This window comes from Pseudomonas sp. R15(2017), assembly GCF_002112685.1.
GTDB classification, from domain to species: Bacteria; Pseudomonadota; Gammaproteobacteria; order Pseudomonadales; family Pseudomonadaceae; genus Aquipseudomonas; species Aquipseudomonas glycinae.
Genome location: NZ_NEII01000008.1, coordinates 224375 through 238726, shown reverse-complemented (window position 1 = coordinate 238726; position 14352 = coordinate 224375). Strand labels below are relative to the sequence as shown.

At 61.4% G+C, this 14352-nt stretch carries 15 protein-coding genes; 6 read left to right on the top strand and 9 right to left on the bottom strand.

All coding sequences use genetic code 11. The features are described 5' to 3' along the window. Positions 1–4 precede the first annotated feature (4 nt). A complete protein-coding gene (locus CAF77_RS18020; protein ID WP_064384119.1) occupies positions 5–556 on the bottom strand; it encodes a DJ-1 family glyoxalase III in 552 nt (183 codons plus the stop codon). Between the two features lie 67 nt (positions 557–623). After that, on the bottom strand, positions 624–1073 hold the full coding sequence (locus tag CAF77_RS18015; protein ID WP_064382125.1) for a DUF4879 domain-containing protein: 450 nt from the start codon (positions 1071–1073) through the stop codon (positions 624–626). Between the two features lie 220 nt (positions 1074–1293). On the opposite strand from CAF77_RS18015, the gene CAF77_RS18010 reads away from it, so the two are divergent. Together CAF77_RS18010 and trmA are read left to right on the top strand one after the other, a co-directional pair. Continuing rightward, positions 1294–2589 carry an NCS2 family permease gene (locus CAF77_RS18010; protein WP_011336038.1) on the top strand — a complete coding sequence of 432 codons (1296 nt, stop codon included), beginning with the start codon at positions 1294–1296 and terminating at the stop codon, positions 2587–2589. Continuing rightward, positions 2586–3665 (top strand): tRNA (uridine(54)-C5)-methyltransferase TrmA, encoded by a 1080-nt coding sequence (gene trmA / locus CAF77_RS18005; RefSeq protein ID WP_085655045.1) that lies wholly within the window; start codon positions 2586–2588, stop codon positions 3663–3665. The genes CAF77_RS18010 and trmA overlap by 4 nt, the downstream gene beginning before the upstream one ends. Positions 3666–3720: 55 nt before the next feature. Here trmA and CAF77_RS18000 read toward each other — a convergent pair whose 3' ends face one another. Continuing rightward, on the bottom strand, positions 3721–4167 hold the full coding sequence (locus CAF77_RS18000) for a hypothetical protein (RefSeq protein ID WP_064382127.1): 447 nt from the start codon (positions 4165–4167) through the stop codon (positions 3721–3723). Further along, positions 4164–4592 (bottom strand): hypothetical protein, encoded by a 429-nt coding sequence (locus CAF77_RS17995; RefSeq protein ID WP_064382128.1) that lies wholly within the window; start codon positions 4590–4592, stop codon positions 4164–4166. Before CAF77_RS17995 ends, CAF77_RS18000 begins: the two co-directional genes overlap by 4 nt. A 204-nt stretch (positions 4593–4796) precedes the next feature. Between CAF77_RS17995 and CAF77_RS17990 the strand changes: the two genes are divergently transcribed. From CAF77_RS17990 to CAF77_RS17980, 3 genes are all read left to right on the top strand, one after another. Then, a complete protein-coding gene (locus tag CAF77_RS17990; protein WP_064382129.1) occupies positions 4797–5708 on the top strand; it encodes a LysR family transcriptional regulator in 912 nt (303 codons plus the stop codon). 141 nt (positions 5709–5849) lie between these two features. Beyond that, positions 5850–6299: a type II 3-dehydroquinate dehydratase gene (gene aroQ, locus CAF77_RS17985; protein ID WP_064382130.1), complete on the top strand. Its 450-nt coding sequence runs from the start codon at positions 5850–5852 to the stop codon at positions 6297–6299. Next, the gene (locus CAF77_RS17980) at positions 6296–7150 is read left to right on the top strand and encodes a shikimate dehydrogenase (RefSeq protein WP_064382131.1); all 855 of its coding nucleotides are present in this window, start codon (positions 6296–6298) and stop codon (positions 7148–7150) included. Before aroQ ends, CAF77_RS17980 begins: the two co-directional genes overlap by 4 nt. Positions 7151–7183: 33 nt before the next feature. On the opposite strand, the gene CAF77_RS17975 is transcribed toward CAF77_RS17980, so the two are convergent. Both CAF77_RS17975 and quiC read right to left on the bottom strand, forming a co-directional pair. Beyond that, a complete protein-coding gene (locus CAF77_RS17975) occupies positions 7184–7861 on the bottom strand; it encodes a TetR/AcrR family transcriptional regulator (RefSeq protein WP_064382132.1) in 678 nt (225 codons plus the stop codon). A gap of 102 nt (positions 7862–7963) precedes the next feature. Next, entirely contained in the window at positions 7964–9865 is a 1902-nt protein-coding gene (gene quiC / locus CAF77_RS17970; protein ID WP_064382133.1) for a 3-dehydroshikimate dehydratase QuiC, read from the bottom strand. Between the two features lie 273 nt (positions 9866–10138). Here quiC and CAF77_RS17965 point away from each other — a divergent pair, with 273 nt between their 5' ends. Then, positions 10139–11476 (top strand): MFS transporter, encoded by a 1338-nt coding sequence (locus CAF77_RS17965; RefSeq protein WP_064382134.1) that lies wholly within the window; start codon positions 10139–10141, stop codon positions 11474–11476. Positions 11477–11518: 42 nt separating this feature from the next. Here the strand turns inward: CAF77_RS17965 and CAF77_RS17960 are convergent, their stop codons facing one another. From CAF77_RS17960 to CAF77_RS17950, 3 genes are all read right to left on the bottom strand, one after another. Further along, positions 11519–12397: a DMT family transporter gene (locus tag CAF77_RS17960; RefSeq protein ID WP_039771776.1), complete on the bottom strand. Its 879-nt coding sequence runs from the start codon at positions 12395–12397 to the stop codon at positions 11519–11521. Between the two features lie 66 nt (positions 12398–12463). Then, entirely contained in the window at positions 12464–13279 is an 816-nt protein-coding gene (locus CAF77_RS17955) for a sugar phosphate isomerase/epimerase (protein ID WP_085655043.1), read from the bottom strand. Positions 13280–13460: 181 nt separating this feature from the next. Beyond that, on the bottom strand, positions 13461–14237 hold the full coding sequence (locus CAF77_RS17950) for an IclR family transcriptional regulator (protein WP_085655041.1): 777 nt from the start codon (positions 14235–14237) through the stop codon (positions 13461–13463). Positions 14238–14352: the final 115 nt, after the last annotated feature.

Below are 14352 nucleotides of genomic sequence, written 5' to 3'. Positions count from 1 at the left end.
GCTCTCAGGCCAATAACTCCCCCGCCACCTTCGCTCTGACGGCCTTGCCCGCCAGTTGCTCGACCAATGTCAGCGCAAATGCCAGCGCGGCGCCGGAACCCTGGGCGGTGATGCAATTGCCGTCGACCACCACCGGTTGATCAACAAAGGTGCAACCGGAGAGGTTATGGCTGGTGGCGGGCAGGCAGGTCATGCGGCGTTGACGTAATACACCGAAGCTTTGCAGGGCGACGGCCGGGGCTTCGGCGATGGCGGCGAACAGGCGTCCGGCGCTGGCCTGGTCCTTGAGCAATTGTTGCAGAGGCTGGTGCGCGGCCAGGTGTTGCGCACCGACGGCACCACCGGGCAGGACAATCAGGTCGAAGGTCTGGGCCAGCACATCAATGAGCATGCCGTCGGCGGTCAATCGCGTGCCTCGGGCGCAGGTCAGCATGCGCCGGCCCTCGATGCTGGCCGCCACCACTTCGACGCCGGCGCGGCGCAGCACGTCGATCAGGGTCACGCATTGCAGATCATCGATGCCCTCGGCGAGGGTAATCAGGGCTCTAAAGGTCATGGGCGCCATCCGCTGGGTGATCCTTAAAGCGTAGTCAGCTTTGTCCTGCCCTGTTCGGCGACAGCCGTTACTTGATGTAAAGCTGGGTCGACATCGTGTTGCGCGGGGCGTTGATCGAGGTGTTGCTGAAGGTAAAGGTGCCTTCCTGACGAGTCGCCAGATCGAAGGTGTACAGCGAACCGACGGTCTTCGCGCCGGGCGTGCACTCGGTCAGGTTGCCGTTATCGAAGGCACAGACCGGACTCCGGGTGCCGTTCACTTCGAAACCGTCCAGTGCTGCCTGAGGCTGACTCTGGCCGTAGCCGATTTCCAACACATAGACCTTGATGCCCGGCGCGCTGTGATCGCAACGGGTCTGCACCTGGCCATCGGTAATGTCTTCGAGCCCGCAGGACGACGACTGAACCTTGATGACTTTCACCTCGCTCAATGGCGGTGCCGACGCCGCGAATACCGCCGGTACACCGGTCAGCAGCAAGGCCATCAGTCCGGCAGTGTTGGTCCAACCCTTGTTCATGCGATCCATCCCCGAAAAAACAGCGCGCAGTATGGCGTACTTGGCCGTGGTGCAAAACTTCGCCGACGATCGACACCAACATCCGCCATCTTCCTCACGCTGCTGGTATGATGCGCGGCTTTTTCCGGCCCACCACAATTTTCCAGGCGCTTGCGACGGTCTGTGCTTTGCTGTTGAGGTCGATACATTCACGGCGCCACGCGCGCCACGGGGAGCAGACATGCTGGAAAGGCTGTTTCAACTCAAGGCACACAACACCAACGTGCGGACCGAGATTCTGGCGGGCGTCACGACCTTCCTGGCCATGGCCTACATTCTGTTCGTCAACCCGAGCATCCTCGGCGAGACCGGCATGGACAAGGGCGCGGTGTTCGTCGCCACGTGCCTGGCAGCCGCCATCGGCTCCACGGTCATGGGCCTGATCGCCAACTACCCGATCGCCCTTGCACCGGGCATGGGTCTGAATGCCTTCTTCACCTACACCGTCGTGCTGCACATGGGCCACACCTGGCAAGTGGCGCTGGGCGCGGTGTTCATTTCGGCGGTGTGCTTCTTCCTGCTGTCGATCTTCCGCATCCGTGAATGGATCATCAACAGCATCCCGCTACCGCTGCGCTCGGCAATTGCCGCCGGTATCGGCCTGTTCCTGGCGCTGATCGCCCTGCACAACGCCGGCATCGTGGTCAGCAACCCGGCGACCATGGTCGGCCTCGGTGACCTGAAACAACCGGCCCCGATCCTCGCCACCCTCGGTTTCGCCCTGATCGTTGCCCTTGAAGCCCTGAAAGTGCGCGGCGCGGTGCTGATCGGTATTCTGGCGGTGACCATCGTTTCCATCGTGATGGGCTTCACCCCGTTCGGCGGCGTGACGTCGATGCCGCCTTCGCTGGCCCCGACCTTCCTGCAACTGGACATCAAGGGCGCTCTGGACATCGGTCTGGTCAGCGTGATTTTCGCCTTCCTGTTCGTCGACCTGTTCGACAACTCCGGCACCCTGATCGGCGTCGCCAAGCGCGCCGGCCTGATGGGCAAGGACGGCCACATGCCGAAAATGGGCCGTGCGCTGATCGCTGACAGCACCGCGGCAATGGCCGGTTCGCTGCTGGGCACCTCGACCACCACCAGCTACATCGAATCCGCTGCGGGCGTGAGTGCCGGCGGCCGCACCGGCCTGACCGCCATCGTCGTCGCAATCCTGTTCCTGCTGGCGCTGTTCTTCTCGCCGCTGGCCTCCAGCGTACCGGCCTTCGCCACCGCACCAGCGCTGCTGTTCGTCGCCGTGCTGATGACTTCGGGCCTGGCGGAAATAGACTGGGAAGACATCACCGTCGCCGCGCCGGTCGTGGTCACCGCCCTGGCGATGCCTTTCACCTATTCCATCGCCAACGGCATCGCCTTCGGCTTCATCGCCTGGACTGCGATCAAACTGCTGTCCGGCCGTGCCCGTGAGCTGAACCCGGCGCTGGTGATCCTGTCGATTCTGTTCGTGATCAAGCTGGGTTGGTTCAACGCATGACTTTTGATTCCCAGGCCTACGCCGCACAACTCGAAGACAAGGTCACGCGCCTGCGTGACCTGCTGGCCCCGTTCGATGCACCGGAGCCGACGGTGTTCGATTCGCCGTTGCAGAACTTCCGCCTGCGCGCTGAATTCCGCCTGTGGCGTGAAGCCGGCGAACGGCATTACGCGATGTTTTCTCAGGACGACAAACGCACGCCGATCCTGATCGAGGAATTCCCGATCGCCAGCCTGCGCATCAACCAGTTGATGCCACAGTTGAAAGCCGCATGGCAGGCCAGCGCAGCGCTGAGCCACAAGCTGTTCCAGGTGGAGTTTCTGACCACCCTGGCCGGCGATGCGATGATCACTCTGTGCTATCACCGTCCGCTGGACGAGCACTGGCATGCGGCGGCGACCAAACTGGCGACGGATCTGGGCGTCAGCATCATCGGTCGCTCCAAGGGCAAGCGCGAAGTGCTCGGCCTCGACTACGTAGTCGAGAAACTCGACGTCGGCGGTCGCACATTCAGCTATCGCCAACCGGAAGGCGCGTTCACCCAGCCCAACGGCACCGTCAACCAGAAGATGCTCAACTGGGCCTACGAAGCACTGGGCGATCGCAGCGACGACCTGCTGGAGCTGTATTGCGGCAACGGCAACTTCACCCTGCCGCTGGCAACCCGCGTGCGCAAAGTGCTGGCCACCGAAATCAGCAAGACCTCGGTCAATGCCGCTCTGAGCAACCTGGCCGAAAACGCTGTGGATAACGTCACCCTGGTGCGCCTGTCCGCCGAAGAGCTGACTGAAGCCCTGAACGAAGTTCGCCCGTTCCGCCGCCTGCACGGCATCGACCTGAAAAGCTACGAATTCGGCAGCGTGTTCGTCGACCCGCCACGGGCCGGCATGGACCCGGACACCTGCGAGCTGACCCGTCGCTTCGACAATATCCTGTACATCTCCTGCAACCCGGAGACGCTGGCGGCCAACATTGCCCAACTGCACGACACGCACCGCATCACCCGCTGCGCGCTGTTCGACCAGTTCCCGTGGACCCACCACATGGAATCCGGCGTGCTGTTGACCCGACGTTGATTGCAGGTGCCAGATACAAGAAAGCCGTCCTGACCGACGGCTTTTTTGTGCCTGCTCATGGCACGGGATCGATCTTGCGTGGGCGCCCGCCCTTCCTGCCGTTAGCCCGGGCAGCTTCAGCTTTCGCGGTGCTGCTCTGACGACCATTGCGCGAAGCGATCACTGAGGCGGCCATGGCCATCAATGGCTGACTGGCCGAGATCATCCCGGCGATGGAAACCTGCAGATCCTTGCCGTCGTGGCACAGCGCGGTGCCGGCAAAACCCACATTCAGTCCGCTGAAATCTTCCGGCTCGAAATCATCGAACTCGCGGTAAAGGTTCACTGGCAAAAGCACGCCGCTGTCGTCCTCGAAGCGAATCACCAGGGACGGTTTCTCAAAGGTCACCGACACGGCTTGCAGGCTGCTGCGTCGCCGCAGCCCCCCGCGATCGACAGCTTCATCGAGACGCTCTTCCGTTACCGGTCGGTCAGCCTGCAAACCGGCCTTTACTGTTTTCATAGTTCGATCTCCACACCTTCCTGAGCACCAACCAGGGCCAGCAGGGTTTTGTTTTCTTCTGGTTCGTAATACGCCGATCCGATTCTGAAGGTCGCACCAGTGACTTCGCGCATGACGGCCACTTCGTTCGAGTCCCCGTCCCACCATTGGTTATCGAGACAGGCAGTCTGCAAACGAGTCCACCAGATTCGACGCGCCCGCCGCAGATGAACCGTTTCACGCAACGATTGGCGCAGTCCCTCAAGCACTGCAATCGGTGGCCGACGCGTCAGGGGCACCACATCCCATAACTCGACGCCGTTGTGCCAGAAGCTGAATTTGAATCGGGCACTCCATGCACCTGAATCTACGTGCGCATGGGGCGGACAATGTTCGTCTCGCAACATGATCACCACCGACAATCCCTTGTAACTGCACACTTTCATGCTAACCCATCCGTTAGGTTAAAGAGTTTCGAACACTGCCATTCCCTGACAATTCCGACCATCGGCATTGTTGTCCTCAATAGTCATTACGTTTTCGAGCCTAGTGCGGGATTCAGGAAAGCCACGCGCAAAATGGTAAGCAGTTCTTTCGCAGTGGCCGCGCATTTGCTACATACGAAGACTCATTCCCCGGTGTAATCAATCATGCAGCGACACTTCGACGATCTTCAGCTGGGCAGCATCGAGTTGTTTTGCCTGGCCGCCGAGTGCGGCAGCTTCACCGCTGCGGCGCAGGCAGCATCGGTGACGCCGGCAGCGGTTAGCCGCTCGGTATCCCGCATGGAGGAACGCCTGGGTGTACGCCTGTTTGCACGCACCACCCGCAGCGTGAAACTCACCGATAGCGGCCGTCGCTATTACGAAGAATGCAGCCAGGCGCTGGCTCAACTGGTCGAGGCGCAACGGGAGGTTATGGGCCAGCAGCAGGAACCGTCCGGCACACTGCGTATCAGTATTCCTACAACCTACGCCCATCACCGGATCCTGCCGCTGTTGCCCGCGTTTCGTGCGCGCTACCCGCAGGTGAAGGTCGACATGCACATCAGCAATCGCAACATCGACTTCGTCGGCGAGGGTTACGACGTGGCGATCCGCGTGCGGGCGATTCCCGATTCCGGCCTGATCGCCAGACATCTGGAAGACGCGGCGCTGGTGATGGTTGCCAGCCCCGATTACCTGAAACGCGCCGGCACGCCGCAGACCCTCGAAGACCTCGAACAACACGAGTGTATTCAGTACGAATTGCCCAGCAGCGGGCGGCGGATCACTTGGCTGTTCTATGAGGAAGACGCGCCACGGGAAATCCTCGCCGAGGGCAATTTTTGCTGCTCGGACGATGTGCTCGGTGGCGTGACCCTGGCCAGGCACGGTGCCGGGTTGTTCCAGACCTATCGCTTCATTGTCGAAAAAGAACTGGCCGACGGCTCGCTGATAGAAGTGCTCAAACCCTACAGCGGACGCTCGCGGCCGTTTACCTTGTTGTACCCGCAGAATCGCCACATGCCGCTGCGCGTCAGGGCTTTCATCGATTTTCTGGTGGAGCAGTTGCCGCACTGAATTGCATCAGTGTGCGATCACCGCCCACAAAACCGGGCTGCCGATGCAGAGCAATTGATTAAAGTAACCATCTAGTACAATTTAACTCCACAGGTCGAAATCTTCGGCCCAAGCCAAAAACAATAAGTGGAGTTTGCCCCCATGCCCCCTATCGTTCTGGTGCTCAACGGCCCGAACCTGAACCTGCTCGGCACCCGCGAACCGGCAACCTACGGTCACGAAACCCTAGCCGACATCTCTGCCCTGTGCGGGCGCGCCGCCGAAGAGTTCGGCCTGGCCGTGGAGTTTCGCCAGACCAACCACGAAGGCGAACTGCTCGACTGGATTCACGGCGCCCGTCAGCGCTGCGCCGGCATCGTGATCAACCCGGCCGCCTGGACTCACACCTCGGTCGCGATCCGCGACGCTCTGGTCGCCAGCGAATTGCCGGTAATCGAAGTGCACCTGTCCAACGTCCACGCCCGCGAGCCGTTCCGTCACCATTCGTTCGTCTCGGCCATCGCCACCGCCGTGATGTGCGGCTTCGGCAGCCACGGCTATCGCCTGGCCCTGGAACATTTCAGCCAGCGGCTGAAGGGGCGATCCGCATGAACCGCAACAACGTGATACTCGCCGGGCTGATCGGCGCCGGCATCCAGGCCTCCCGCACCCCGGCGCTGCATGAACACGAAGGTGACGAACAGGGCCTGCGTTACCTGTACCGCTTGATCGATCTCGATCAACTGCAACTGGACAGCAACGCCCTGCCCGACCTGCTGCTGGCCGCCGAGCGCATGAATTACACCGGGCTGAACATCACTTTCCCGTGCAAGCAGGCAATCATTCCGCTGCTCGATGAGCTGTCTCCGGAAGCCCGAGGCATCGGTGCCGTGAACACGGTGGTGCTGAAGGACGGCAAGCGCGTCGGCCACAACACCGATTGCCTGGGTTTCGCCGAAGGTTTTCGTCGCGGGCTGCCAGACGTCGCCCGCGAACGTGTGGTCCAGATGGGCGCCGGTGGCGCAGGCGCGGCAGTCGCCCACGCCTTGTTGAGCGAAGGCGTACAGCAACTGAGCATTTTTGATGTGGACGTGGAGCGGGCCGAAAGCCTGGCCAACAACCTCAACCAGCATTTCGGCGCTGGCCGGGCGATTGCCGGGCATGATCTGGCGAGCACACTGAGTCAGGCGAATGGCCTGGTGAACACCACGCCGATGGGCATGGCCAAACTGCCGGGCATGCCCGTGCCGGCGGTATTGCTGCGGCCCGAGTTGTGGGTGGCGGAGATCGTGTATTTCCCGCTGGAAACCGAACTGCTGCGCAACGCCCGCGCGCTGGGTTGCCGAACCCTGGATGGCGGCAACATGGCGGTGTTTCAGGCAGTGAAGGCGTTTGAGCTGTTCAGCGGCAAGGTGCCGGATGCGCAGCGAATGCTCGCGCATTTTCAAAGCATGAATGGATAAAACCGTGAGGGGGCGACGCCCCCTCGACTTCGGTCACGCCTGCAAGTAGCGCAGCACCGACTCGCAAATCATCTCGCGATGACGCTGCTTGATGCTTTCGTCCGGCAAGTCGATCTGAAAGATCTCACCGAACGTGTGGCGGTTCGATACGCGATAGAAGCAGAACGAACTGATCAGCAGATGCACATCCAGCGCGTCGAGCCCGGCGCGGAACACTCCTTCATCAGCACCACGACGCAGAATCTCGCCCAGTGAATCGAGAATGGTGTTGTTCATCGCCTTGATCGCGTCGGAGCGCTTCACGTACTCGGCGTTGTGGATGTTTTCGATGCTGACGATCCGCACGAAATCGACGTTGCGATCATGGTGATCGAAGGTGAACTCCACCAGGCGCCGGATCGCTTCCACCGGCGGCAACTCGGCCAGGTGCAGACGGTTCTCGGTGTTGCGGATGTCGCCGTAGAGCTTCTCCAGCACCTCGACGTACAACTGCTCCTTGCTGCCGAAGTAGTAATAGATCATGCGCTTTGAGGTGTGGATGCGCTCGGCGATCGCATCGACGCGGGCGCCGGACAGCCCCTGCTGGACGAACTCGACGATCGCCTCCTGCAGGATATTCTCGCGGGTCTTTTCCGGGTTGTTCTTGCGACTCTTGCGCGGCTCTACCGCGGGTAGAACGGGAGCTGCGGGAAGTTCTGAAGTCATTGTCATTGCGGGCTCACGGCCATCACTGCACAGGCTGGCGATTATGGGCCGCGCGCCCCAGTGAAGGAAGCCGCGCGGCCGGTGTTTAATCCCGCGTTTACGAATTTCCTACAACTTCGCCTGGCGAACCGCACCACTGCGTGATTTGGCCATCGCCGCCAGCCGCACCGCGACGTTGGCCGCGCCATAACCGGCGTAACCGTTCTTGCGCTGGATGATCTCGAAGAAGAAGCGCCCTTCGAACGGCTCGGTGTAGACGTGGAACAACTCGCCGCCCTGCGCATCGCGGTCGTAGAGCACGTTGTAGTACGCCAGTTCGCTGAGGAACTCGTCATCGAAATCGAAGCGCGCCGCCAGATCGTCGTAATAGTTCAGCGGGATATCCAGCAGCGGTACGCCCGCCTCCTTCGCGCGACTGACTTCGGCGAAGATATCGTCGCAATCGAAGGCAATGTGATGCACCCCGGAGCCGCGATAACTCGACAGCGCGTGTGAGATCGCGGTGTTGCGGTTCTCGGAAATGTTCAGCGGCAGACGGATCGAACTGTCGCGGCTACGCAGGGCACGGCTTTTCACCAGACCGTACGGGTCGGGCAGCACCACTTCATCGTCGGCCTCGAAATCCAGCAGGCTCTTGTAGAACAGCACCCAACTGTCGAGGCTGTCCGCCGGCAGCGCCATGGCCATGTGATCGATGCGCTTGAGGCCGCCACGCGCTACCGCATCCGGCAGCAGATTGAAGTCGGTGCCGTAGACATCCGCCTCCTGATCCACCAGATAAATCAGGCTGCCGTCCGGTGCACGCACCGCCGCCAGCTCCAGTTCGTTGGGGCCGACCAGTCCGCGATACGGCTGACCTTTATAGGCGACGGCGCGGGCCAGCGCACTGGCGCTGTCCTTGACCCGCACGGCGGTGGCGCACAGCGACGGGCCGTGGGCCTCGAAAAAACTGTGACCGAACGAATAGGGTTCAGAGTTGAGGATCAGATTGATATCGCCCTGGCGCAACAGGCTGACGCTCTTGGAGCGATGCTGGCCGGCCTTGACGAAACCCAGCCGTTCCAGCCAGTTCGAGAGCTTGGCGCCGAGGCTTTCATCCACGGCGAATTCAAGAAACTCGATGCCGTTGTATTCGCTGGCCTTCGGCGTTTCGAAGAGGATGTCGCGGTTATCCACAGGCCGCACTTCCTGCTCCAGGCGCTGACGGGTTTTCTCTTCTAGATACAGCAGCGAACGCAGACCGTCAGCGGCATTGGCCCGAGGCGGCGCGGCGCGGAAGCCGTCGTTGAAGATTTCCAGCGACAGCGGCCCGGTGTAGCCGCTCTGAATGATCGGCGCCAGAAACCCCGGCAGATCGAATTCGCCCTGCCCCGGGAAGCAGCGGAAATGCCGGCTCCACTCAAGCACGTCCATCGCCAGGATCGGTGCGTCGGCCATCTGTACGAAGAAAATCTTGTCGCCGGGAATCTCGGCAATCGCCCGTGGATCGCCCTTGAGCGACAAGGTGTGGAAGCTGTCGAGCAACACGCCGAGGGCCGGGTGATCGGCCTGACGCACAATGTCCCAGACCTGTTGATAAGTATTGACGTGACGGCCCCAGGCCAGCGCTTCATAACCGATGCGCAGGCCACGGGCGCCGGCGCGCTCGGCCAGCAGGCGCAGGTCGTCGATGAGGATTTGTTGATCGCCGAGACTGTCGGGGGAGGCATTGCTGCAGACCAGCACCAGGTCGGTGCCCAGCTCCTGCATCAGGTCGAACTTGCGCTCGGCCCGCTCCAGGTTGCGCTCCAGTCGATCGCGGCGGCAGCCTTCGAAATCGCGGAACGGTTGAAACAGCGTGATGGCAATCCCGAGGTCGGCGCACATCTGCCGGATTTCCCGGGGACTGCCGTCGTAATACAGAAGATCGTTTTCGAAAATCTCCACTCCGTCGAACCCGGCGGCGGCAATGGCTTCGAGTTTTTCCGGCAGGGTTCCGCTCAAGGAGACGGTGGCAATGGATCGCTGCATGTTTCAACTCCCGGTGGAGACGTCGGCTACGAAAACTGCGCCGCTTTTATAGGGTGAGCGAATTATTGGTCCCGGTTTTTCATTGAGCAATTTAAACTGTACTACCCGGTTAGTTTTGCGTGCGATTATCGAACACAATGCCGGTTTGGCGAATTGACGATTTTTCGTCCACTGCCCAACATCCCTTTCACCTTGAGTCCGGAACTGAACCACCGGTCGCAGCGTGCACAAAAAAAGCACACCAAATAACAAATCCAAAAACGGGTGGAACACATGATTCCTTCACAGACTTCCCGCATGGCTCCGGCCATGAGCACTGCCACGGGTGGCATCGGCGACAAGATCCGCGGCGCCATGGCCGTCGGCAAGACCCGTTGGGGCATGCTGGCGCTGGTATTTTTCGCCACCACCCTCAATTACATCGACCGCGCCGCCCTCGGCGTCATGCAGCCGATCCTTGCCAAGGAAATGAGCTGGACGGCGATGGACTACGCCAACATCAACTTCTGGTTTCAGGTCGGCTACGCGATCGGCTTCGTGCTGCAAGGACGACTGATCGACCGGGTCGGCGTCAAGCGCGTGTTCTTCTGCGCGGTGCTGCTCTGGAGCCTGGCCACCGGTGCCCACGGTCTGGCGACCTCGGCGGTGGGCTTCATGGTCTGCCGGTTCATCCTCGGCCTGACTGAAGCGGCGAACTACCCGGCCTGTGTGAAAACCACACGCCTGTGGTTCCCGGCCGGCGAACGTGCGGTAGCCACCGGCATCTTCAACGCCGGCACCAACGTCGGTGCGATGTTCACCCCGATGCTGCTGCCGCTGATCCTTCACGTGTGGGGCTGGCAGGCCGCGTTCCTGTGCATGTCGGCGCTGGGCGGGATCTGGCTGCTGTTCTGGGGCCTGAAATATTTCAATCCGGAAGATCACCCGAGCGTGAAACAGTCGGAGCTGGAATACATCCAGAAAGAAATCGAACCGGAACAGGCCCGCGTGCCGTTCTCGAAGATCCTGCGCATGCGCGGCACCTGGGCCTTCGCCCTCGCCTACTCGCTGACTGCGCCGGTGTTCTGGTTCTACCTGTACTGGCTGCCGCCGTTTCTCAATCAGCAATACAACCTGGGCATCAACGTCACCCAGATGGGCATTCCGCTGATCATCATCTACGTCACCGCTGACTTCGGCAGCGTGGGCGGCGGGATTCTGTCTTCGTTCCTTATCGGTCGCGGCATGAACTCGATCAAGGCCCGACTGCTGTCGATGTTCCTGTTCGCCTGCTGCATCATCGGCGTGGTCATGGCCGCCGGCTCCGCCAACCTGTGGATCGCGGTTGCCGCCATCTCTCTGGCCATCGGCGCGCACCAGGCCTGGACCGCCAACATCTGGAGCCTGGTGATGGACTACACGCCCAAGCACATGATGAGCACGGTGTTCGGTTTCGGCGGCATGTGCGCGGCGATCGGCGGGATGTTCATGACCCAGATCGTCGGCCACATCCTGACCGTCACCAACAACAACTACACCGTGCTGTTCACTCTGATCCCGGCGATGTACTTCATCGCGCTGACCTGGATGTACTTCATGGCACCGCGCAAGATTCCTACGGTTACCGAATAACCCTCCTGCACCGACCGGCCTGATTTCAGGCCGGTTTTGCTTTCAGCGCCGGCTCTGCTGCCACGCTGCCGCCAGTCCGCTGCAACAGATCACCGCGATCCCGATCACCGTCATCAGGGTCGGCGTGTGAGCGAACAGCAACCAGCCCAACAACCCCGCGAACACGATCTGGCAATAGCCGAACGGCGCCAGCAGTGCTGGTGCGGCATGGCGGAAAGCCTGGGTCAGAAACAGGTGCGCGGTCATTCCGCAACTGCCCAGCGCCAGCATCAACAACGCATGCCCCAGGCTCGGCACCTGCCAGAAGAACGGCACCAGTGCACTCATCACCAGCGTGTTGCACAGCCCGGCGAAAAAGTTGCTGGTGGTCGGGCTGTCGACTTCGGCGAGCTTGCGGGTGAGCAGCTGATAGAAGCAGAAAAACAGCGCCGAGCAGAACGGCAACAGAATTGCCGGGGTAAACAAGTCACCGCCCGGATGGACGATGATCAGCACCCCGATGAACCCGCACACCACCGCGATCCACTGACCGCGCGTCACCCGCTCCTTGAGCAGCGGCACCGACAGCGCCGTCACCAGCACCGGCGCAAGAAAGTTGACCGCCGTGGCCTCGGCCAGCGGGATGTACAGCAACGCCGTGGTGAAAAACAGGCTGGTGCCCAGCAGGCACAACGCCCGCGCCAACTGCCACAACGGGCGTTTGGTGCGCAGCACGCGCAGCCCGGACTGCGGCAGGAAAATCCCCGCCATCAGCAGCGTGTGCACCAGATACCGCGCCCACACCACCATCACGATCGGATAAAAACCCGAAAGGTATTTCGACAGCGCGTCGTGACTGGAGAACAGGAAGGTTGCCACGACAATCAGCAAGATCCCCTTGAAGGGTTGGTTGACGCCGGAAAGCGGAGTGCTGACGGTCATTGGCTCTCTCTGAATGAAAAATAAACGGTGACGAGGACGCAGGCGCCCTCGCCCCTTGAAGCAGACTTAAAGCCGGGCCAACAACTCCCGTGTCCGGTCGATCGCCATTTGCGCCCGCTGCAATCCGCTCACGCCCTGCTCCAGCAATTTGACCGTGGGAATTTCCAGACTCAGGGGAAGGTTAGCCGGAAGACTGTGCAACAACCCGATCAGGTCACAATCGCCCTCGCCGGGAAACCGGCGCTCATTGCGAGCCTGACGCAAGATCTCGGCCATGTCCGTCGGCCTCGGCCCGGCAACATCGCACAACTGTGCGTAGCGCAGCCGCGAGGCCGGCACACCGGCCAGATCTTCCAGCCGCGAACCGGAGCGGTCAAAGTGAAACGCATCCACCAGCACCGCACCGTTTTCGCGCCCGGCGTTGTCGACGATGCGCGATGCCTGCTTGAGATTGCGCGCATCAGTCCAGGGCATGAATTCCAGATGCGGATGCAAACCGTAGGGCGCTGCCAGATCGCACAGTGCCGCGAAATGATCGGTGAGCCGCTGCTCGTCAGGATCGTTTCCGGCGACCAGCAACTCACTGGCACCGAACTCCGCGCCGACGCTGAGCAGCCGCTCGAAATCAGCGACCACTGTCTGCGGCTTCAATCGAAGGATTTCCACGTCGAGCACGCCGATTCCAGTATCACGCAAACGCGCCAGTGTCTGACGTCTCAAGTCGCCATCGGCTACCAGCGGAAAATGATATTCCTCGGCCGTTGCCGGCTCCAGGCGTAGGCCGACATGGTTGTAACCGGCACGGGCCGCGACCTCGATCATGTCGGGTGGCGACAATTCGAGGACGGTCAGGCTGGCCAGGGACAGAATTCGCTCGCTCATGGCCGCGCCTCGGCCAATTCCGGTGAGGTGGCGTAGCCAATGCCGATTCGAAGGGGCGGGTTCAAGGTGCGATCCTCTTGTGATTGTTGTGGGAAAACTCACTCCATCAACAATTTAGAACCCGGTTCCAGATTATCCCACCCACCTGATTGAAAAGTGGGCGAACAGCGCACAGCTTTGTTTAAACGAACAACTCCGAGGCCAGGCTGGCCGCCGACAATTCCTCGGTAAACGTCAGTAGCAACGGCGCCAGCTCATGCAATCGCGCCCCCGGCATCCGGGCGCTGGGGCCGGCGATGCTGAGCACGCCGATCACCCGGCCATCGGCGGGATGTTTCACCACGGCGGCAATCGCCGAAGTGCCTACCGCCGAACTTTCCTCTACACAGGCATAGCCCTGTTCCCGGGCCACGCGCAGGCGTTCGAGCAGTTCAATATTGGAGCGCGGCGCGTTGGGCCCGATATCCGCCGGCACCTCCGCGCCCTGGCGCTCGACCAGCGACAACGCCTCGGCATCGCTCATGCACGCCAGCCACGCATGGCCCGACGCGGTGTAGAACAGCGGCGCGTCTCGGCCCATGTCCGGGTCGTAACGCAGACCGATGCGCGCGCCCTGGGCCTTGGCGATCCAGGTCTGGCGCTCGCCGTCGATCACACCCAGACGCACCAGCTCCCCGGTTTCCTGGGCCAGACGATCAAGCACCGGCTGCACGATGTCGGCACCGCTGCTCGACAGGTATTGAAAGCCCATCGCCACCAGTTTGGTCGACAGGTGATAGCGCAATGTCTCCGGATTCTGCCGCACGTAACCCAGGCGAATCAGCTCGGCGAGCAAGCGGTGCGTCGCGCTCTTCGGAATGTCCAGTTGCTCGGCCAGGGTCTGCATCGGCAGCCCGCGCGGATCACTGGTGAGGCTTTCCAGCACGCTGAAAACCCGTTCGATTTGACTGCCGGCCATGGTGCGCTCTCGGTGAAATTTCGCCGATTCTAGAAGACATCCCGAGGAATGCGAAATCTGGAACCCGGCGTCCGATAACCGCCCACTTTGCGCGTCAGTCAGTTGATCTGCTTCG